Genomic DNA, 19,835 nt, shown 5'->3' with positions numbered 1-19,835 from the left:
AGCCGCTTGACCTTGCCGCTGCCGCGCGGCGTGGTGACGAGCAGGGGGTGCGGCCGCCTCAGGACGGACGAGGTCAGGCGATGGCGTAGCCGCCGATCGGCTCCCCGCCCGTGACGCCCCGGTAGGGCTTGGAGTCGTAGCCGAGGATGTACAGGAAGATGATGCTGAGGAAGAACAGGCCCACGGTGAACCCTGCGCCGTGACCGAACGAGGTCGACAGGCCGTGCAGGACGAGGACCAGGATCACGATGTTCACGATGGGGATCAGGAACAGGATGATCCACCAGAGCGGCCGACCGGCGACCTTGATGAGGACGATGTAGTTCCAGATCGGGACGAAGGCCTGCCACACGGGCTCGTCGGCCTTCTTGAAGATCCCGACCAGCGCGAACGCGAACAGCAGGTAGCCGATGAGGCCGCCCACCAGACCGGGTGCGGCGCTCGTCGTGGACGTCGTGGTGGCCACCTCGGTGGCGAGTGTTGTGATCATGCGCGGAATGTAGCGACCGGCATCCGGCACCGTCCCGGGTTTCGGGCGAGATCTCACGACCAGTTTCTGAACGTCCCCCGTGTGGCAGCTGTGTCCGATTGCCCCGAGATCGGCCTGCTCCTACCGTTGCCGTGAGACACGGCGACGGCCCGGGGGGAATGGGCCCTCTCGGAGAGGCCCGCCCATGACGGTTCCGCAGGTGTCCCTGAAGGCCCAGCTCTGGCGCAGGAAGCCGATCACCGCGGCGACCGTGAGGTCGAGCGAAGGCCTCGAGCGGTCGCTCGGCACGTTCACGCTCATGATGTTCGGCGTCGGGTCGACGGTGGGCACCGGCGTCTTCTTCGTGATGCACGAGGCGGTGCCCGACGCCGGTCCGGCGGTGATCATCTCGTTCCTGCTGGCCGGCCTCGCGGCCGGGCTGTCCGCGCTGTCGTACGCGGAGATGGCGTCGGCCGTGCCCGTCTCCGGGTCCACCTACTCCTACGCCTACGCGACCCTGGGCGAGGTGGTCGCGATGGGCGTCGCCGCCTGCCTGCTGCTCGAGTACGGCGTCTCGACCGCGGCGGTCGCGGTGGGGTGGAGCGACTACCTCAACCAGCTGTTGCACAACCTGTTCGGCTGGCAGATCCCGAACGTCCTGTCCGCCGCGCCGTGGGACTCCGAGCCCGGGATCATCAACCTGCCGGCCCTCTTCCTCGTCTCGATGTGCGCGTTGCTGCTGATCCGGGGCGCGTCGGAGTCCGCCAAGGTCAACGCGACGATGGTCGTGATCAAGCTGGCCGTGCTGCTGATGTTCGTCGCGATCGCGTTCACCGGCTTCCACGCCGACAACTTCGCCGACTTCGCACCCAAGGGCGTCGCCGGGATCACGGCCGCCGCCGGCACGATCTTCTTCACCTTCATCGGCCTCGACGCGGTGTCCACCGCCGGTGACGAGGTCCGCGACCCGCAGAAGACGATGCCGCGCGCGATCCTGGGCGCCCTGGGCATCGTCACCGCGATCTACGTCCTGGTCGCCGTCTCGGCGCTGGGTACCCAGCCGTGGCAGGCCTTCGCCGACGAGGAGCAGGGCGAGGCCGGGCTGGCCAAGATCCTGCAGGACGTCGTCGGCGCGAGCTGGCCCGGCACCATCCTGTCCGCCGGCGCGGTGATCTCGATCTTCTCGGTGACCCTGGTGACGATGTACGGCCAGACGCGCATCCTGTTCGCGATCGGCCGCGACGGGCTCCTGCCGAGGGCGTTCGCCCGGGTCGACCCCCGCACCCATACCCCGGTCAACAACACGGTCATCGTCGCGATCGTCGTCGGCCTGCTCGCCGCGTTCATCCCGCTCGACTACCTGTGGGACCTGGTCTCCATCGGCACGCTCATCGCGTTCATCGTGGTGTCCGTCGGCGTCATCCTCCTGCGCCGGAGGCAGCCCGACCTGGCCCGCGGGTTCAGGGTCCCCGGCTACCCGGTGACGCCCGTGCTCGCCATCGCCGCCTGCCTCTACATCCTGTCCGGCCTGCAGTGGTACACGTACGCCTGGTTCTTCCTCTGGCTCGCCGTCGTGCTCTCGTTCTACTTCCTCTGGGGCCGAAAGCACTCCTTGCTGGAGCGGGCCGTCGAGGCGGGCCTGCTCCAGGACGAGGACCTGCGGTGACGATCGTCGTCGGCGCCAACCCGTTCGGGGACGCCCACGGGGCGATCGACCTGGGCGTCACGCTCGCCCATACGCTGCCGGAGGCGACGGGCGCGAACGTGCTGGTCATCGCGACGGTCGTGCCGCCCGGCTGGGCGGTGCCGTCGATGGCCAAGGTCGACGGGGAGATGCAGGAGTGGATCCGGGCGCGTGCCGAGGAGGCGGAGGCCGCCGCGCTGGCGTTCCTCGAGGACCGCGCCGAGGGCCTGACCATCGAGTTCGTCCGCCTTCGCGAACGCTCGACCCCGCGGGCGCTCGCCGCGCTGGCCGAGTCGCGAGACGCGACCGCGCTGGTGCTCGGCTCGTCGCCGGACGGGCCCGACGGCCGCGTGGTCGTCGGGTCGACCGCCGACTACCTGCTGCACTCGTCGCCCGTGCCGCTCGCCATCGCCCCGAAGTCGTACCGCTGCGCCCCCGGCCCGACGGGCGTCGCCGCCCATCGGCTCACATGCTCGTTCAGCGGCTCCGACCTCGCCGGCTCGGCCGTCCGATGGGCGGCCCGGCTCACGCGCGAGATCGACGTCCAGCTGCGGGTCTGCTCTTTTGGGGTCCGGTCCGCGACGATGTACCCGCCCGAGATCGGCACCGACATCGAGTCGGAGGTGACCGAGCAGTGGCGGGCGCAGATGGTCGAGGCGCAGGCCGCCCTGCGCGACCGGCTAGGGGACGCGCTGGACGACGACGTCGAGCTGGTGGTCGCCTCCGGCTCGAGCTGGTGGGACGCGCTGACCTCGGTGGATTGGACGCCCAACGAGCTGCTCATCCTCGGGTCCTCGAGCGCCGGAGCCCTGCGGCGCGTGTTCCTCGGCACCAACGCGACGAAGATCATCCGGCACTCGCCGGTCCCGGTCCTCGTGGTGCCGCACGACGAGCTATGACCGACGAGTGGGGGGTCGACCGGCTCGACCTCGACGCCTACCTCGCGCGCACGGGCGCCAGTCCTGGCCCGTTGGCCGCCATCCACCGCGCGCACGTCGCGGCCATCCCGTTCGAGAACCTGGACGTGCAGCTCGGCGTCGGGGTGTCGGTCGACCTGCCCGACATCGAGGCAAAGCTGGTCCGCGCACGCCGCGGCGGCTACTGCTACGAGCACGGGCTCCTGCTGGCCGCCGCCCTCGAGCGGCTCGGCTTCGCCGTCGAGCGGCGCCTCGCCCGCATCGGCGACCCCGCGGTGTTCCCGCGACCTCGCTCGCACCTCGTCCTCTTCGTCGACGGGCGCTGGCTCGCCGACACGGGCTTCGGTTCCGGCCTGCTCGAACCCGTCCCGCTCGAGGACGGTCTGGTGACCCGCCAGGGCGGCTGGACGTTCCGCACCGTGCGGCTCGCCGACGGCGCCTGGCAGCTGCACGAGCGCCGCGGCGGCGAGTGGCTGACCCACTACACGGTCCCCGCGGAGTCCACGTACCTGCCCGACATCGCCGTCGCCAACTTCGCCACGGCGCACAGCCCGACGTCGCGATTCGTCGTGCAGATCGTGGTCCAGCGCAAGGACGACGAGCTGCTGCGCTGCCTCACCGGTCGCCGGCTCACGGTCGACACCCCGGACAGCCGGATCGAGGACCGCGCGGTCCCCGACGAGGAGCTGGGCGACGTGCTGAGCGACTTCGGACTGTCGCTGACCGCCGGGCAGGTCCACGAGCTCGTCCTGCGCTCGAGTGCGCTCTAGGTCCTAGCGTCCTCGGTATGACTCAGAAAACCTGGTTCCTGACCGGCACGTCCCGCGGCTTCGGCCTGGAGTGGGCGACCGCGGCGCTCGAGCGCGGCGACCGCGTGGCCGCGACCGCCCGCGACGTCTCCTCGCTGCGCGGGCTCGTCGAGCGGTTCGGCGACGCCGTCCTGCCGATCGCCCTCGACGTCACCGACCGCGCCGCCGACTTCGCGGCCGTCGCGCAGGCGCACGACCACTTCGGGCGGCTCGACGTCGTCGTCAACAACGCCGGCTACGGCCAGTTCGGCTTCACCGAGGAGATCTCCGAGGCCGAGCTGCGCGACCAGATGGAGACCAACCTCTTCGGGGCGTTCTGGGTGACGCAGGCGGCGCTGCCCTCCCTGCGCGCGCAGGGCAGCGGGCACATCATCCAGGTGTCGTCGATCGGCGGGATCTCCGCGTTCCCCAACATCGGCGCCTACCACGCGTCGAAGTGGGCGCTCGAGGGGTTCAGCCAGGCGCTCGCCCAGGAGGTCGCCGGCTTCGGCATCCATGTCACGCTCGTCGAGCCCGGCGGCTTCTCGACGGACTGGGGCGGCTCGTCCGCCCGCCACGCGACACCGATCGCCGCGTACGACGAGGCCCGGGCGGCGATGGCGGAGGCCCGGTTGAAGCGCATCGGCACGCCCGGCGACCCGACGGCGTCGGCCGCAGCGATCCTGCGCGTGGTCGACGCGGAGCAGCCGCCGCTGCGCGTGTTCTTCGGCGCCTCGCCGCTGGGCACCGCCAAGGCCGACTACGCCTCGCGCATCGCCACCTGGGAGCAGTGGGACGACGTGGCGCAGCTGGCTCAGGGCTGAGTCGCCCGACTGAGGGGACGTTCGTCCCTCGTGGCACCGGGGCCAACTGACATAACGTTGAGTCATTCGCCGCACCGCACCTCAGTGCGACAGGCGATCACCGCACGGGCCCAAGCCGTGCGGATCCGCCTCTGCTGAACGCTCGGACCGAGCGCCGCCGGGGCCGCTCATGTCCCTTGCCCCGCCCGGGGCTGCCGCGCGCGCGCMCGCACGCCGGCCCGCGCGCCACCCACAGAGGAGCACCATGACTACCACCGAGAGCCCCAGCCCCGAGGTCATCGTCGACCCGTCGACGCCCGTCACCAAGTCCGAGGCGAAGCGCCTGGCCCGCGAGGCCAAGGCCGTCCAGAAGGCGAACCGGAACTGGTTCCGCCGCCACAAGTTCACGACCGCGCTCGGCGCCTCCGCTGCACTCATCGCGGGCATCGTGATCGGCACCGGCGGCGGCAGCGACAACGCCAAGCCCGAGGCCGCCGCTGCGGTCATCGCCGCGGACGTCGCCGAGGACGTCGCGGCCCCTGAGGCACCCGCGCCCGCTGAGGAAGCGCCCGTCGCGATCACCGGCGGCGACCACATCGTCGGGACGGACATCGCCGCCGGCCAGTACCGCGCGACGGTCGACGACTCGTTCTTCAAGCTGGGCAGCGTCACGCAGAAGAACGGCGACGACATCCTCGACATTCGCACCGCGAACGAGGGGTCCGTCATCTTCACGGTGCAGGACGTCCCCGGCTCCGTCGTGTCCTTCGACGGCTTCTCGACCATCGTCTCCACCGCCGAGGTCCCCGGTGTCGCTCCGGCCCAGCTGGGCAACGGCGACTGGCTCGTCGGCAACGAGATCACGGCCGGTCAGTACTCGGCCGTCGTCGACACCGATGCGATCATCGTCCTCGGCAGCGTCACCCAGACGAACGGCACCGAGATCCTCGACATCACCACCGGCGACACCGGCAACGTGGTCTTCACGGTGAAGGACGTCCCCGGCTCGGTCGTCTCGTTCTCGGGCGTCAAGGACATCACCAAGGTCGGCTGACCTTCCACGACAGCCCCGTCCAGCGTGCTGGGCGGGGCTTCGTCGCGCCTACGCCTTGTCCGAGGCGCCCTCGGTCAGGTCCTTCGACTCGTCCGGCTGGTAGACGCACACCCACAGAGCGTCGGCCCGGACCGTCACCTCGAGGGTCTCGGACGGGTCGATGACGTCGCCGTCCAGCTGGCGCGGCTGCGGGCGGTCGCTGGTCACGGTGATCCGCGACCCCCGCAGCACCTCCATGTTGGGCACGCGGTGGCGGCCCGGTCGCAGGACGCCGAACGCCAGCCGTACCCAGTGGCCGAGGTTCCGGGGCGCGAGCACCGCGACGTCCATCTGACCGTCGTCGGGCGCGGCGTCCGGCAGCAGGTTGACCCCGCCTTGCAGGCGTCCGACGTTGCCGACGAGAACGCTGCGGGCACGTCGGCGCAGGACGGGATAGTCGTCGACCTGGACCTCGACCTTCATCGCGGCGTCGTTCAGGTGCTGGAGGGCCGAGTAGACGTAGGCGACCGGGCCGAGCACGGACTTGAGCTTCGTCGGGGCGTCGTCGACCATCGCCGCGTCGATGCCCATGCCGGCCATCACCGCGAACGCCTGCTCGCCGACATATCCGAGGTCGACCGACTTGCGGCCGCGCTCCAGGGCCAGGCGCACGCCCTCGACGGAGTCGGTCGGGACGCCGAGGTTCGTCGCCAGCAGGTTGCCGGTGCCGCCGGGAAGGATCGCGAGCGCGGACTCGCTGCCGGACAGGCCCTCGATGCAGGCGCGGACCGTGCCGTCGCCGCCGGCGACGAACACGACGTCGGCCCCGTCGGCGACGGCCTGACGCGCCTGGCCGGTTCCGTTGTCCTCGGCGGTCGTCTCCAGCCACGAGGGCTCGGGCCAGCCCGCGTCGGCCAGCTGGTCCGTGATCTGCGCGCGGAGCTCGTCGAGACCCTCCACGCGGTTCGGGTTCACGATCACCGCCGAGGTCAGCGGGGCGTGGTTGAGCCGCTGTTCGGCGGGCGTCTCGCTGAGGTTCGTCACGTCGGCGAGTATGTGCCCGGGTCCGACGACCGGCCACTCAGGAGCCAGTCGTTCCTCTGCAGGCGATACAGCACGCTGCGTCGCAGGGGATGGCCTTCCGCGATCGTCGGGTAGTCGAAGTCGTCCGCGGGATCCCGGGTCATGCCGAGCCGCTCCATGACGGCCCGCGACCGCTGGTTGGTCGGGGTGGTGAACGAGACGATCTCGTCGAGCCGGAGCTCCTCGAACCCGACCCGGAGAGCCTCCCGCGCGGCCTCCGTCGCATACCCGTGACCCCACGCCCAGCGGGGCAACCGCCAGCCGACCTCGGTGAACGCCGGGTTCCAGGTGGGCCGCGCCAGGCCCGTGAAGCCCGCGAACCGGCCGGCATGCTCGCCGGCGGTGACCTCCAGCGCCCACAGCCCCCAGCCGTTGTCGCGCATCCGGTGCTCGATGCGCGTGACCATCGCGTCGCTCTCGGCCCGGCTGAGCGTGGCCGGGAAGAACTGCATCACCTCGGGGTCCGCGTTGAGCTCCGCGAAGGGCTCCCGGTCGGCCTCCCGCCAACGGCGCAGGAGCAGGCGGTCTGTGCGGCGTTCGAGCGTCACAACGGCACCGTACGCTGCCGCCGTGATCTCCGACGCGCTGGACTCCTGGTCGCCACGCAGCCCGGTCCAAGCCCGGCTCCTCGACGAGTACCGGGCGTTCGTCGCTGACCAGGGCGCCGCCGCCGTCGACCGGTCCCTGGCGGCCGAGCACCTCACCGCCAGCTGCTTCGTCCTGTCGCCCGACCTCTCCCGCGTGCTGCTCTGCTTCCACCGCAAGGGCCAGTTCTGGGTGCAGCTGGGCGGGCACCTTGAGCCGGGCGACACGTCCTTGGCCGACGCCGCCCTGCGCGAGGCGCGCGAGGAGGGCGGGATCGCCGACCTGCGGCTCGAGAGCACGCTGCCCGCCGACGTGCACCGCCACGACCTCGCCGCCGCCTTCGGCCGCTGCCGCGTGCACTGGGACGTCGGGTTCGTCGCTTACGCCTCCGCGTCGTCTGTGCCCGTGGTCAGCGCCGAGAGCGAGCGGGTCGCATGGTTCGACGTCGACGCCCTGCCGCCCGGCACGCCCGGGGACTTCGCGGAGAGGCTGCGGACCGTGCTCGACGAGGTCCGCTCCCGCTGACACGACGTTATTGCACCATTCGGTTCAGTGTTGTATGGTGAACCACATGGTTCAGCATGAGACTCTCGACCGGATCTACTCGGCCCTGGCCGACGCGACCCGGCGCGACATCCTCACCCGGCTCGGTGAGGGCCCTGCGACCATCGGCGAGCTCGCCGAGCCGCACGGGATGAGCCTCACCGGCATGAAGAAGCACGTGCAGGTCCTCGAGGACGCCGGCCTGGTCAGCACCGAGAAGGTCGGCCGCTCCCGGCAGTGCCGACTCGGGGAAGAGCGACTGGACGACGCCATGGCGTGGATCTCCTTCTACCAGCGGCTCTGGGAGCGTCGGCTCGACGGTCTCGAGGCCTACTTCACCCTCCAGAAAGGACTCGACTCATGACCAGCACCGACACCCTCGAGATGCGCATGACCCGCGTGCTCCCCGCCACGCCGGACGAGGTGTTCGACGCCTACACGGACGCGGAGAAGCAGAAGACCTGGTTCTCGATCCTCGACACGACGCCGGGGATCGTGGAGATCGAGGTCGACCTGCGCGTCGGAGGGCAGCAGACCGCGGTGTGGGGCAAGGACGCCGACAACCTGTTCCGCGAGACGCAGACGTTCCTCGTCATCGACCGCCCGCACCGGCTGGTCACCGAGTCGTCCGGCAGCAGCCCGGACGGCCTGACCATGACGACGCAGGTCGAGGTCACGTTCGAGGCCGTCGACGGAGGCACCCTGGTGACCGTCCTGCAGAGCGGGTTCCCGAGCGTCGAGGTGCGCGACTTCTTCACCGAGTACGCGTGGGTCGGGGCGTTCGACCGCATCGAGGCGTACCTCGTCCGCGCGTGACGGATTGACGTTGCCGTCCGGCGGGGGCGCCGCGAGGCTGTCCCGGTGATCGACCTCGTGCACGTCCCCGCCGACCCGGACCACCCCGACGCCTGGACGGTCGAGGGTGTGGCCCGTGTCAGCGAGGCGATCGACCTGCCGACCCACGGCACCGACTTCTCGCTCGACGTCCCGACCGTCCGCGCGACCCTGCAGGAGCCGCACCGCAAGATCCATCGGCTCGTCGCCGTCCCCCGCGGCTCGTCGGACCCCGCCGACGTCGTCGGGTGCGCAATGGTCGGGCTGCCGCAGGTGGGGAACCAGCACGTCGCCGTCGTGTACGTCGGGGTGCGCCCGGACCGGCGCCGGCACGGCATCGGGGCGGCGCTCTTCGACGCCGGCCTGCAGATCGCCCGCGCGGCGGGCCGTCACGTCGTGCACTCGGACTCGGCGTTCGCCGTCGAGCCGCCCGCCGGGCCGGGCGCCCTGGAGTCGCCGACCGGCGACGGTCGCATCCCGATCGACGACGATGCCACCCGGTTCGCGCTCGCCCGCGGCTTCACCCTCCAGCAGGTGGTCCGGCACTCGGTGCTCGACCTCCCGGTGCCCCGCCCGGTGCTCGACCCCCTGCGCCGCGACCCCGGCCCCGAGTACCGCGTCCACCTGATGCAGGACGGGTACGACGAGGAGCGGCTCGACCAGCTGGCCGTCCTCAAGACGCGGATGAGCACCGACATCCCGCACGGCGGGCTCGAGCTGGCCGAGGACCCGTGGGACGCCGACCGCGTCCGGACCCGCGCCGCCGACCTGCGGCGCCGCGGGCAAGGCATCCTCACGGCCGTCGTCGAGCATGTCCCCACCGGTACGCTCGCGGGCTACTCGGGCGTCGAGTACCCCCTGGACAAGCCGGCCGTCGTGTTCCAGGGCGACACGATCGTCCTGCGCGAGCACCGCGGGCACGGGCTCGGGGTGGTCGCCAAGATCGCGGTCCTGGACGCGCTGCCCGACATCCGGCCGCAGGCCGCGCGGATCCACACGTGGAACGCGCAGGAGAACGCGCACATGCTCGCCATCAACGTGGCGCTCGGGTTCCGGAAGGCGAGCGTCGACGCCGAGTGGCAGCGGCCGCTCTGACGGCGTCGGAGGCTCGTGCGAGCATGCGGTCGTGACACGGACCGAGCAGAGCACGTGGCGTCCCGGTTCGGTGCGCGACGCCGGCGGCGGCCTGGTCGCCCTCACGCTCGCGACGTTCGTGGCCATCACGACCGAGCTGGTGCCCGTCGGGCTGCTGCCGCAGATCAGCACCGACCTGGCCGTCACCGAATCGGTCGCCGGGCTGCTGGTCACCGTGTACGCGTTCATGGTGGCGACGCTCGCCATCCCGCTGACCCTCGGCACGCGGCGGCTGCCGCGCAAGGGTCTTCTGCTGGGCACGCTGGCCGCGTACACGGTGAGCAACGCGCTCGTCGGCATCGCGCCGACCTTCGGCATCGTCGCCGCCGGGCGGGCGGTCGGCGGGATCGCGCACGCGCTGTTCTTCTCCCTGAGCATCGGCTACGCCTCGCGGCTGGTCGCCCCCCAGGTCACCGGCCGGGCGCTCGCGCTGGTCACCGCCGGGGCGTCGGCCGGGCTCGTGCTCGGCGTGCCGCTGTCGACCGCGCTGGGCACCGCGGTCGGGTGGCGCAACGGGTTCCTCGTCCTCGCCGCCGCCTGCGCACTCGCCACGGTCCTCGTCGCCACATTGCTGCCGTCGGTGTCGTCGGACGACGCCCCGCACGCCGACGACACGCAGACCGACCGGCGCCGGCGCCTCGGGATCGTGTCGACGACGAACACGCTCACCTACCTGGCGCAGTACGTGGTCTACACCTATGTCTCGGTGATCCTGCTGGCCACCGGCCTGAGCGAGACTTCCGTCGGTCCGGTGCTGCTGGGCCTCGGCGCCGTCGGGCTGGTCGGCACCGCGTACGCCGCCGCCTCGCTCGACCGGCACCCGCGGCGCGGCACGGTCGCCGTCCATGCCGGGATGGCGGTCGGCCTGCTCGCGCTCGGGCTCGCGTACCCGTCGAAGGTCGGGGTGCTGATCGCGGCCGCGGTCTGGTGCGGGTCGTTCGGCGCCATGGCGTCCGTGTTCCAGACTGCCGCGATCCGCACGCGCGGGGCCTCGCCCGACCTCATCGGCGCGCTGGTGAACTCGACCGCGAACATCGGCATCGGCGGCGGCGCGGCCCTCGGGGCGCTGGTGCTCGTCGGCCCCGGCCTCGGCGCGCTGCCGTTCGTCGGCGCCGGGCTGGTCCTCGCCAGCCTCGTCGTCATCGTGGTGGCTCGACGCGCGTTCCCGGACACCCCATGAGCCTCAGGACGCCGCTCCGGCGCGCATCGCCACCGCCACCCACGTCCGCCAGGGCCGCCACGCCTCCGCGACCTCGGCCAGGCGGGCGGGCTCGAGCGGCTCGTCCTCCCCGAGAGCCCCAGCCACCACGGACCGCACCATGGGCTCGTTCACCGGGAGCACGTCGGTGTGCCCGAGCGCGCGGACGGTGACGAGCTCGGAGTAGAACGGCCCGATCCCGTCGAGGCGCTGCAATTCCGTCGCCGCCACCGAAGGGTCCAGGGCACGCAGCGTCGCGGTGTCGAGCTCGCCGTCGAGCGCGGCCCGGGCGATGCCATGGAGCCGGGGGAACTTGGCGTCGGGAACGCCCGGGAACTCGTGGATCGCGAGGAGGTCGGCGGGCAGCGGCACGGCCGCCTGCTCGGCGCCGGCGACGTCGAACACCCGGCCGTGCGCGCGGGCCAGCGCGGTCCGGACGGTGGCCATCTGCCGCTGCGGCCGCCGCGCGGCGAGCACCGACCAGAGCAGGGCCTCGTAGGCCGAGTAGAACAGCGGCGGGCGCAGCCCCGGGCGTCGGGACTGCGCCGCGCCGACCAGCGGATCACGACGGCCCAGCTCGTCGTACCCCGTGCCGTCGACGTCCACCGAGAGAACCCGGGCGACCTGCGCCGCGACGAGGGCCGGCTCGGCGTCCCCCTGCACCTCGCACCGCAGCAGGTCGGGCGACGGCTGCGTGACCGCCGCCCCGACCTGCGTGCGGTACCCGTCGAGGCAGAACGCCAGCCGCATCACCGCCCCGTCGGCGGCGTCGCGCTGCCCGAACCCGAACCCGATGCTCTGGGCGAGGTCGAACCGGCCACGGACGGGGATCTCGACGACGGCCATGCTCGAACGCTAGGCGGGGACACCGACATCCGCGGCGCCGATCACGTCGGCGAAGTCCCGCGGCGCGCGGCCCAGGGCCTCCTCGACGCCGTGCCCGACCGACTCGTTGCGCCCGTCGAACACCTCGTCGCAGAGATCGGTGAGCATCGCGGCGTACTCCGGGCCCGCGATCTCCGTGAGCGCCGCGCGGAACTCGTCCGACGTCACCGGCACGTAGGCGACGTCCCGCCCGGTCGCGGCGGCAAGGAGGTCGGCCGCCTCGGCGAACGAGAGGAGGCGCGGGCCGGTGACCTCGTAGAGCCGCCCGACGTGGGCGTCCGAGGTGAGGGCCGCCACCGCGATGTCGGCGATGTCGTCGACCGAGACGAACGGCTCGCGCACGGCACCCGCCGGCATCGCGATCACGCCCTCCAGCACCGAGTCGAGCAGGTGCCCCTCCGTGAAGTTCTCGGTGAACCAGCTAGACCTGATCACCGTGTGCTCGAGCCCGGAGGCCACGACGACCCGCTCGGACGCCTCGGCGCTGCGCTCCCCGCGACCGGACAGCAGGACGATCCGGCGGACCCCCGCTTGCGCGGCGGCCGACGTGAACGCGGTGATGGCCTCGACGGCGCCGGGCGCCGCGAGGTCCGGCATGTAGGTGACGTAGGCGCGGTCGACGCCCTCCAGCGCCGCCGGCCAGGTCGACGGGTCCTCCCAGTCGAACCGTGGGGTCGTGCTCCGGGACACCGCCCGGACGGTGTGGCCGCCTGCGAGGAGGCGGTCGGTGACGCGGCGACCGGTCTTGCCGGTGGCTCCGATGACGAGATAGGTAGGTGTGTTCATGGGATCCAGCCTGCGGAGCATCCGGCGGACGGACAACGATCGAGAGTCCGGGAATCATGACCATTCGTCCACGAGCTCTGGACGCGCGAACGCCTGAGGCCGACGATGGGACCGTGGCCGATGCCCGCACGTTCCCCGCCCCGAGCGACCAGCTCGGTGAGGCTCTGCACCTGCTGCAGGTCACCGGCTCGCTCTACTGCCAGTGCGACCTCACGGCGCCGTGGGCCATCGACCTGCCCGCGCTGGACGGCCTGATGATGTTCCACGTGGTGACCGCCGGCCGCTGCTGGCTGGAGATCGAGGGTCAGGCGCCGCGGCTCCTGCAGCCCGGCAGCCTCACGCTGCTGCCCCACAGCACGCCGCACCGGCTGAGCAGCGAGCCGGGCACGCCCGCGGACCCGTTGTTCGACATCCCGGTCGAGCTGGTCAGCGACCGCCTCGAGCTCATGCGGTACGGCGGTGGCGGCGAGCCCGCTCAGGTGACCTGCGGGGTCGTCGAGCCGGACCACGAGAGCGCTCGCCGGCTCATCGCGCAGCTGCCGGACTTGCTGCACGTCGACGCCTGGGACGACGGCGACGCCAGCTGGCTGCACAGCACGCTGCGCCTGGTCACCCGGGAAGCCGCGACGAAGAAGGCCGGCGGCGAGATGGTGMTGACCCGGCTGGCCGACGTGCTCGTCGTGCAGACCATCCGGGCATGGCTGGACTCGGCGCCGGAGGCCCGGCAGGGCTGGCTGGCCGCGCTGCGCGACGAGCAGGTGGGCCGCGCGCTCATGGCCATCCACCGGTCGCCGGGCGCCGACTGGGGAGTCGACTCGCTGGCCCGCGAGGTCGGCATGTCGCGGTCGGCCTTCTCCGCGCGGTTCACGGACCTGGTCGGCGACTCGGTCATGCGGTACGTCGCGGACTGGCGGCTGCAGCAGGCCCGCGCGCACCTGAGCCGCAGCACAGAACCCCTGTCGGCCGTCGCGCACCGGTACGGCTACCAGTCGGAGGCCGCGTTCTCACGCGCGTTCAAGCGGGCGTTCGGCGTCGCTCCGGGGTCGGTTCGGCAGGCGGTCGAGGTGGACTGGCGGACGCGGCGGGGGCCGGCTGCCTGAGGTCAGTCGGCGACGGTCTGGGGCTCGGGCTCCGGTGCCGGCTCGATGGCAGGCGGCGCCTTCGCCTTCGGCAGGTCCTCGCCGGACAGCCACGAGTACCAGGCGGTCTGCGGGCCGCCCTGCAGCAGGACCGCCCGGGTCAGGAGCGTGAGCGGCACGGCGAGGATCGCGCCCAGAGGCCCGATGATGAACGTCCAGAACAGGACCGACACGAAGCTCAGGGTCAGCGTGATGTTCACTGCGTCGGCCACGAACTTCGGCTGGATCAGCACCTGCAGCGTCACGTTGACGGCGCTGTAGATCGCGATGACCGCGAGCGCCAGCGGCCAGCCGCCCACCACGAAGGCGAGCAGCGTGGGCGGGATGACGCCGATGACGAACCCGATGTTCGGGATGAAGTTGGTGACGAACGCGAGGATCGCCCACACCGCCGGCGCGGGGACCCCGAGGGCCCAGAGCGCGAGCCCGTCGACGATCGCGACGACCGCTCCGAAGGTCGCGCTGACGACGAAGTAGCGGCGGACGCCGATGTTGAACGTGGTGGCCCGCCCCAGCACGCCGGCCTGCGTGTCGCCGAACTGCACGTGCGCGCCGTCGTACCGGGCCGCGTCGACGGACATGAAGATCACGTACGTCACGACGACGAACAGAGTTGTCAGGACGCCGACCACGGCCCCGCCGAACTTCGTCGCGACCCCCAGCAGCTGCGACGGCTGCAGGGCGTCCGTGATGGAGTTGACCGCGTCCTGGTCCACGCCGATGGACGCGAGCCACGCGGTGGCGTCGGTGATCGACGACTGCAGCTCCGTCAGGTAGTCCTGGACGAGCCCGCCGAACTGGATGCCGGCGAACACCAGCATGGCGATCAGCGCGAGAAGGATCAGGTAGACGACGACGATGACCATCGTGGTGGCGGCCGCGCGGTGCCAGCCCCGGCGCTCCAGCGGGTGCCGGATGGGGTGCACGATGATGACGAGCACCGCCGCCAGGAACAGGGGCGCGAGCACGTCCCGGGCGGCGTGCAGCCCCGCGAGCGTGATGATCGCGGCGGAGAAGAACAGGAGCGTGCGGGTGGAGGGCGCGAGTCCCTGGGGCGAGGCCATCCTGCGCACGTGCTCCTTCGACGAGGGTTCCGTGCACGCAAGATAGCGCGGGCCTCAGCCGGCGGAGCGCCAGTCTCGCGGCGTCGTGCCGTACGCGTCGCGGAAGAGGCGGCCGAAGTGGGAGGCGTCGGCGAACCCCCAGCGCGCTCCGACCGCCCCCGCGGTGAGGTGCGCACAGCGGGGGTCGCGCAGGTCTCGTCGGCACTGCTCGAGGCGCTGGTCCCGGATCGTGGCCTGCAGCGCGACCCCGGCGCGGGCGAGCGACGCGTACAGGTGGCGGACCGACACGTGGTGCGCGGCGGCGATCGTGGTGGCCGACAGGTCGCGGTCGGAGAGGTGGGTCCGGACGTACTCCTGGACGCGGAGCACCAAGGAGTCCGCGAGAGACACGCGCGCGCGTTCTTCGTCGGCGAGTCGGAGGGTGATGAGCGCACGCAACAGGTCGATGCTCGGGCCGACGATCATGTCCGCGGCGTCCGGCCGATCGAGGACGTCGGTGCTTCCCAGCCGGTCGAAGAACGGCGCGACCACGGCCGCGAGCGCGTTGTTGTCCGGGCCGATCCGCAGACCGGCGACGGCGTCGATCGACGACTGCGGCAGGGCGAGGGCGCTGCGGGGGACCTGGAAGTAGTGCAGCTCGGTGCGGTCGGCGTTGAGCACCGTGTACGGGCGAGTGCTGTCGTAGACCACCATGTCGCCCGCCCGGAGCACGGCCTGGTTCGCTCCCTGCGCCACCATCGTCGTGCCCGAGACCTGGACTGCGAGGAACACCGTCGGCTCGTGGTCCCGCCGGGCGAGCCCGGGGGTCCGGCGGAGCATCGAGGGCGTCGACCGGGCGGACGACAGATTCACCGGGCCGGCGTCGGCGACCCGACAGAGCACCTCGATCTGCGGGCCGGGACGGTCGTACTCGATCTCGACCGGCAGCACGCCCGCCCAGATGGCGTCACGGATGAGCTCGATGCGGTCGTCGGGCGGCAGGTCGTCCGAGCGCAGGACCAGGCTCATGACGGAACGCTAGACGTCTCGCCCGGCCCGCGTCATCCGTCATATGGCGACAGATCGTGCGCAAAGGGGCCAGAACCGTGCACGCAGCGGCCACCCCGGCGTCGCCGGCGCTCCCGAGACTGGGTCCACAGTGCCGTCGCCCGAAGGGAACCGACCATGAGCCCCACCGTCGTCCTGATCCACGGAGCATTTGCCGACGCCTCCGGCTGGGGCGGTGTCATCACCCGCCTCGCCGCGGCGGGCTACACCTCCTACGCCCCCGCCAACCCGCTGCGGAGCGTCTCCGGCGACGCCGCGTACGTCCGGTCGTTCCTGTCGACCATCGAGGGCGACGTCGTCCTCGTCGGCCACTCCTACGGCGGCGCGGTCATCACGAACGCGGCCGTCGGCGCCGACAACGTCAAGGCGCTCGTCTACATCGCGGCGTTCGCGCTCGACGAGGGAGAGAGCGCCGGCGCGGGCACCGCCCTCGGCAGCGACGGGCCGCCGCCCGACCTCACGCAGGTGGTGGACATCCGCCCGTTCCCGGACGCCGGCGAGGGCAACGGCGACGCCTACCTCAAGGTCGAGATCTTCCCCCAGGCGTTCTGCCAGGACCTTCCCGCCGAGCTCGCCGCGGTCATGGCGGCCGGTCAGCGCCCCGCCGCGCTGGCCACCCTGGTCGAGCCGTCCGGGCCGCCCGCCTGGAAGACCGTCCCGTCCTGGTACCTGGTCGCGTCGGAGGACCGGGTCATCCCGCCCGCCGCCGAGCGGGTCATGGGCGCGCGGGCCGGGGCCACCGTCGTCGAGATCGACAGCTCGCACGTCGCGATGATCAGCCACCCCGACGAGGTCACCGCGCTCATCCGGCAGGCGATCGACGCGGTCGGCTGACCAGCGGCGAGCCGGATCACGCCCTGGGCGCGCGCACAACACCGGGTCTCTAGGCTCGTGGGGTGACCACTCCGACTCTGGTCCCGCTCCCCGGCGGCCGGACCCTGCGGGCGTACGACGTCCCGGCCGACGAGCCCCGGCTGACCGTGTTCTGGCACCACGGGACGCCGAACGTGGGCACACCCCCCGAGCCGCTGCTGCCCATGAGCCGCGAGATCCGCTGGGTCTCCTACGACCGCCCAGGCTACGGCGGCTCGACCCCGCACCCCGGACGGGACGTGGCGTCGGCGGCTCTCGACGTCGCCGCCATCGCCGACGCGCTCGGCATCGACCGGTTCGCCGTGCTGGGTCACTCCGGCGGCGGCCCACACGCGCTGGCCTGCGCGGCCCTGCTCGGCGACAGGGTGATCGCCGCGGTCGAGGGGTCGGGGACCGCCCCGTTCGGCGCCGAGGGCCTCGACTGGTTCGCCGGCATCAACCCGACCGGGACCGCCGAGCTTCGGGCCGCGGTCGCGGGGCGCGACGCCCTCGAGCGCGAGCTGACCAGCAGCGAGTACGACCCGGCGATGTTCACCGCGGCGGACCACGAGACGCTCGAGGGGCCGTGGGGCTGGATCGGGCAGATCGCGGGCGAGGCGCTCGCGGGCGGTATCGGCGGGATGGTCGACGACGACCTCGCCTACGTCGCGCCGTGGGGCTTCGACCCGGCCGACATCACCGTGCCCGTCCTCGTGCTGCACGGGGAGGACGACAGGGTGGTGCCGGCCGCCCACGGGCGCTGGCTGGCGTCGAGGATCCAGTCGGCCGAGCTGTGGCTGCGGCCCGGGGAGGGGCACGTGTCGGTGCTCGGCGCCGCGCCCGCAGTCCTCGACTGGTTGCTGTCGCGCTCATGACATCCGAGCCCGTGGCAGCGGTCGAGCGGCACGCCTCGTGGAAGGAGCTGTTCTTCGACCTGGTGGTCGTCGCGGGCATCGGCCAGCTGGCCCACCTGCTGCACGAGGACCTGGGGTCGACGACGCTCGGCCTCTACGCGGTCCTCTACCTGGCGTTCTGGATCTCGTGGGCGGGTTTCGCGGTCTACGGGAACATCGCGGGCGACAGCGCCAAGACCTACGTCCTGATCGTCGCCATGCTGGGGCTGGCCGTCATGGCGGCCTCAGTGCCCGGCATCCACGGCTCGCGCGCGGCCTCGTTCGTCGTCGCGTACGTCGCCCTGCGCTGGTACGCCGGTGCCGTCGTTACGCGCGGCAAGGTGATCGTCGACTGGCCGCTCGCGCAGTTCGGCCTCGGCGCGCTCCCCTGGCTGATCTCACTGTGGGTCGACGTGCCGTACCGGTACTGGCTGTGGGGCGTCGGCATCGTCATCGACCTGGCCGTKCTGCTCACATCGTCGGGCGAGCGCGTGATGCAGGAGGCCGAGCAGCGTCTGGAGCGCGTCAACAGCTCGCGACGCCGCGGCGGGCCCGCGGCCGGGCTCGTCACCATCGAGGGGACGCCCATCGAGGAGGAGCACCTCGCGGAGCGGCTCGGACTGTTCGTCATCATCGTGCTGGGCGAGGGGCTCATCCAGATCATCGACGCCGCCGCGGACACCGAGGACTGGGACCGGAGCACGGCCGTCGTCGCGCTCGGCGCCTTCGCGCTCCTGGCCTCGGTCTGGGCCTCCGGCCTGCTGCACGGGACCGCCGGCATCCCGCAGCTCAAGCCGCACGTCGTCGCGCCGCGGATCGTCATGCTGCTGCACGCCCTGCTCACCGGTGCGCTCGCTGCGCTGGCCGCGGCGCTCGGCATCGCGGTCGCCCACACGCACGGCGCCCTCGCCTTCGACGCCCGGACCCTGCTGTGCGCGGCGGTCGCCACCTACTGCGCGATCGGCGTGGTCACCGCCCTGCTCGTCGGCCAGGGCCGGACTTGGCTGCTCGTGCGCGGCATCCCCAGCGTCGTCGTGCCCGTCCTGCTGCTGTTCGTCGGGGCGTCGCTGTCGGTCGGCGCGCTGGTCTGGCTGCTGGTGCTCGTGGTGGTCTGGCTCGCGCTGCAGCAGCCCGAGGGCGAGCGGCGGCCCCGGCCGACGTGGCCGTCTCGCCGACGCAGGAACCCATGACCGCGCGAGATCATGGCGGCATGGACCTCGACGCCACCTTTACCGTGCCCATCCGCAAGGACGGCGCCTTCGCGACGTACCTGGAGCTGGACTCCGCCGAGCTGCTGGGCACCCGGAAGGCCGTCAAGGTCACCGGGACGCTCGACGGCCACGAGTTCGCGGCGACGCTCATGCCGTCGGGCACCGGACCGCACTGGCTCCCGCTACGCAAGGCGCTCTGCACGATGATGGGCAAGAGCGAGGCCGGTGAGCTGGTCGAGGTGCACCTGCTCGGCCGGACGACCTGAGGAGATCCCGATGGCCGTGAGCACCGTGGACGAGTACGTCGCCTCGTTTCCCGACGAGGTTCGCCCGATCCTGTCCGAGGTGGCCGCGGCGCTGCGGCGGGCGCTGCCGGGGGCCGAGGAGCGGATCCGCTACGGGATGCCCGCCTTCATGCTCAATGACCGGTACGCGCTGCACTTCGGGGGGTGGAAGCACCACGTCGGGCTCTACCCCGTCGGGCGCCTCGACCCGGACCTCGAGGCTGAGATCGGCCCGTATCGGTCGCAGAAGGACACGGTGAAGCTCTTCTACCGCGATCCGCTCCCGACCGACCTCATCGAGCGGGTGGCGCGAGCACTGGCCGGCCGGCACGCATAGCCGTCAATTCGGCCAGCGCGGAGCGCGTGGCGTGGATACGCTCGCGAAGGCGGCGACGCCGCTGCACGGCAGCGCGACGAGGGAGTGCCCATGAGCATCAACGACGACGACATCACCAGCGAGCCGGCACCCGCAGGGGAAGGCGTGGCCGACGGCGGCGCGAACCCCGGCGGGCACGACGGCGGGGCCGACGGCTCGGCGGGCGAAGGACCCGCGGACGGCGGCGCGAACGCCGGCGGGCACGACGGCGGAGCGGACGGCTCGGC

Annotated in this window: 23 protein-coding genes; 16 read left to right on the top strand and 7 right to left on the bottom strand. The window is 72.2% G+C overall.

Features of this window, described 5'->3' with window-relative positions:
• Nucleotides 1–73: 73 nt before the first annotated feature.
• Entirely contained in the window at nucleotides 74–490 is a 417-nt protein-coding gene (locus ACXJKA_RS15815) for a DUF5684 domain-containing protein (protein WP_456826174.1), read from the bottom strand.
• Between the two features lie 184 nt (nucleotides 491–674).
• Here ACXJKA_RS15815 and ACXJKA_RS15810 point away from each other — a divergent pair, with 184 nt between their 5' ends.
• The 5 genes from ACXJKA_RS15810 (at nucleotide 675) to ACXJKA_RS15790 (ending at nucleotide 5,715) form a co-directional block, all read left to right on the top strand.
• Entirely contained in the window at nucleotides 675–2,135 is a 1,461-nt protein-coding gene (locus tag ACXJKA_RS15810) for an APC family permease (protein WP_456826173.1), read from the top strand.
• Nucleotides 2,132–3,052, top strand: coding sequence for a universal stress protein (locus ACXJKA_RS15805; RefSeq protein ID WP_456826172.1), 921 nt, complete (start codon nucleotides 2,132–2,134; stop codon nucleotides 3,050–3,052). Before ACXJKA_RS15810 ends, ACXJKA_RS15805 begins: the two co-directional genes overlap by 4 nt.
• On the top strand, nucleotides 3,049–3,840 hold the full coding sequence (locus tag ACXJKA_RS15800) for an arylamine N-acetyltransferase family protein (RefSeq protein WP_456826171.1): 792 nt from the start codon (nucleotides 3,049–3,051) through the stop codon (nucleotides 3,838–3,840). Before ACXJKA_RS15805 ends, ACXJKA_RS15800 begins: the two co-directional genes overlap by 4 nt.
• Before the next feature lie 17 nt (nucleotides 3,841–3,857).
• Nucleotides 3,858–4,682, top strand: a complete 825-nt coding sequence (locus ACXJKA_RS15795) for an SDR family oxidoreductase (protein ID WP_456826170.1) — start codon at nucleotides 3,858–3,860, stop codon at nucleotides 4,680–4,682.
• 244 nt (nucleotides 4,683–4,926) lie between these two features.
• Entirely contained in the window at nucleotides 4,927–5,715 is a 789-nt protein-coding gene (locus ACXJKA_RS15790; RefSeq protein WP_456826169.1) for a hypothetical protein, read from the top strand.
• A gap of 48 nt (nucleotides 5,716–5,763) precedes the next feature.
• Here the strand turns inward: ACXJKA_RS15790 and ACXJKA_RS15785 are convergent, their stop codons facing one another.
• Both ACXJKA_RS15785 and ACXJKA_RS15780 read right to left on the bottom strand, forming a co-directional pair.
• The gene (locus ACXJKA_RS15785; protein WP_456826168.1) at nucleotides 5,764–6,738 is read right to left on the bottom strand and encodes a diacylglycerol/lipid kinase family protein; all 975 of its coding nucleotides are present in this window, start codon (nucleotides 6,736–6,738) and stop codon (nucleotides 5,764–5,766) included.
• Nucleotides 6,735–7,325, bottom strand: a complete 591-nt coding sequence (locus tag ACXJKA_RS15780; RefSeq protein ID WP_456826167.1) for a GNAT family N-acetyltransferase — start codon at nucleotides 7,323–7,325, stop codon at nucleotides 6,735–6,737. Before ACXJKA_RS15780 ends, ACXJKA_RS15785 begins: the two co-directional genes overlap by 4 nt.
• A gap of 22 nt (nucleotides 7,326–7,347) precedes the next feature.
• On the opposite strand from ACXJKA_RS15780, the gene ACXJKA_RS15775 reads away from it, so the two are divergent.
• Genes ACXJKA_RS15775 through ACXJKA_RS15755 form a run of 5 tightly spaced genes read left to right on the top strand, consistent with a single transcriptional unit; the run spans nucleotide 7,348 to nucleotide 11,053 of the window.
• Nucleotides 7,348–7,887, top strand: a complete 540-nt coding sequence (locus tag ACXJKA_RS15775; protein ID WP_456826166.1) for an NUDIX hydrolase — start codon at nucleotides 7,348–7,350, stop codon at nucleotides 7,885–7,887.
• Nucleotides 7,888–7,933: 46 nt separating this feature from the next.
• Nucleotides 7,934–8,269: an ArsR/SmtB family transcription factor gene (locus ACXJKA_RS15770; RefSeq protein WP_456826165.1), complete on the top strand. Its 336-nt coding sequence runs from the start codon at nucleotides 7,934–7,936 to the stop codon at nucleotides 8,267–8,269.
• Nucleotides 8,266–8,721: an SRPBCC family protein gene (locus ACXJKA_RS15765; RefSeq protein WP_456826164.1), complete on the top strand. Its 456-nt coding sequence runs from the start codon at nucleotides 8,266–8,268 to the stop codon at nucleotides 8,719–8,721. Before ACXJKA_RS15770 ends, ACXJKA_RS15765 begins: the two co-directional genes overlap by 4 nt.
• Nucleotides 8,722–8,766: 45 nt before the next feature.
• Nucleotides 8,767–9,834 (top strand): GNAT family N-acetyltransferase, encoded by a 1,068-nt coding sequence (locus ACXJKA_RS15760; protein ID WP_456826163.1) that lies wholly within the window; start codon nucleotides 8,767–8,769, stop codon nucleotides 9,832–9,834.
• 31 nt (nucleotides 9,835–9,865) lie between these two features.
• Nucleotides 9,866–11,053 carry an MFS transporter gene (locus ACXJKA_RS15755; RefSeq protein WP_456826162.1) on the top strand — a complete coding sequence of 396 codons (1,188 nt, stop codon included), beginning with the start codon at nucleotides 9,866–9,868 and terminating at the stop codon, nucleotides 11,051–11,053.
• 3 nt (nucleotides 11,054–11,056) lie between these two features.
• Here ACXJKA_RS15755 and ACXJKA_RS15750 read toward each other — a convergent pair whose 3' ends face one another.
• Nucleotides 11,057–11,917, bottom strand: coding sequence for a DNA-3-methyladenine glycosylase family protein (locus ACXJKA_RS15750; RefSeq protein WP_456826161.1), 861 nt, complete (start codon nucleotides 11,915–11,917; stop codon nucleotides 11,057–11,059).
• A gap of 9 nt (nucleotides 11,918–11,926) precedes the next feature.
• Nucleotides 11,927–12,742, bottom strand: a complete 816-nt coding sequence (locus ACXJKA_RS15745) for an NAD(P)H-binding protein (protein ID WP_456826160.1) — start codon at nucleotides 12,740–12,742, stop codon at nucleotides 11,927–11,929.
• A gap of 113 nt (nucleotides 12,743–12,855) precedes the next feature.
• Between ACXJKA_RS15745 and ACXJKA_RS15740 the strand changes: the two genes are divergently transcribed.
• Nucleotides 12,856–13,842: an AraC family transcriptional regulator gene (locus ACXJKA_RS15740; protein WP_456826159.1), complete on the top strand. Its 987-nt coding sequence runs from the start codon at nucleotides 12,856–12,858 to the stop codon at nucleotides 13,840–13,842.
• A 2-nt stretch (nucleotides 13,843–13,844) separates the two neighbouring features.
• On the opposite strand, the gene ACXJKA_RS15735 is transcribed toward ACXJKA_RS15740, so the two are convergent.
• Together ACXJKA_RS15735 and ACXJKA_RS15730 are read right to left on the bottom strand one after the other, a co-directional pair.
• Entirely contained in the window at nucleotides 13,845–14,945 is a 1,101-nt protein-coding gene (locus ACXJKA_RS15735) for an AI-2E family transporter (protein ID WP_456826158.1), read from the bottom strand.
• A 54-nt stretch (nucleotides 14,946–14,999) separates the two neighbouring features.
• On the bottom strand, nucleotides 15,000–15,953 hold the full coding sequence (locus tag ACXJKA_RS15730) for a helix-turn-helix domain-containing protein (protein WP_456826157.1): 954 nt from the start codon (nucleotides 15,951–15,953) through the stop codon (nucleotides 15,000–15,002).
• Between the two features lie 156 nt (nucleotides 15,954–16,109).
• Here ACXJKA_RS15730 and ACXJKA_RS15725 point away from each other — a divergent pair, with 156 nt between their 5' ends.
• The 5 genes from ACXJKA_RS15725 to ACXJKA_RS15705 all read left to right on the top strand — a co-directional run bounded on the left by ACXJKA_RS15725 (nucleotide 16,110) and on the right by ACXJKA_RS15705 (nucleotide 19,569).
• On the top strand, nucleotides 16,110–16,826 hold the full coding sequence (locus ACXJKA_RS15725; protein WP_456826156.1) for an alpha/beta fold hydrolase: 717 nt from the start codon (nucleotides 16,110–16,112) through the stop codon (nucleotides 16,824–16,826).
• A 62-nt stretch (nucleotides 16,827–16,888) separates the two neighbouring features.
• Nucleotides 16,889–17,719: an alpha/beta fold hydrolase gene (locus ACXJKA_RS15720; RefSeq protein ID WP_456826155.1), complete on the top strand. Its 831-nt coding sequence runs from the start codon at nucleotides 16,889–16,891 to the stop codon at nucleotides 17,717–17,719.
• Nucleotides 17,716–18,927 (top strand): low temperature requirement protein A, encoded by a 1,212-nt coding sequence (locus tag ACXJKA_RS15715; RefSeq protein WP_456826154.1) that lies wholly within the window; start codon nucleotides 17,716–17,718, stop codon nucleotides 18,925–18,927. The genes ACXJKA_RS15720 and ACXJKA_RS15715 overlap by 4 nt, the downstream gene beginning before the upstream one ends.
• A 20-nt stretch (nucleotides 18,928–18,947) precedes the next feature.
• Complete coding sequence (locus ACXJKA_RS15710; RefSeq protein WP_456826153.1) at nucleotides 18,948–19,214, top strand: DUF1905 domain-containing protein; 267 nt, start codon at nucleotides 18,948–18,950, stop codon at nucleotides 19,212–19,214.
• Nucleotides 19,215–19,224: 10 nt separating this feature from the next.
• Entirely contained in the window at nucleotides 19,225–19,569 is a 345-nt protein-coding gene (locus tag ACXJKA_RS15705; RefSeq protein WP_456826152.1) for an iron chaperone, read from the top strand.
• Nucleotides 19,570–19,835 lie beyond the last annotated feature (266 nt).

It is taken from the genome of Cellulomonas sp. P5_E12, assembly GCF_054049315.1.
Note: the sequence above shows the minus strand (reverse complement) of the source record. Positions and strands in the feature narration are given on the sequence as shown.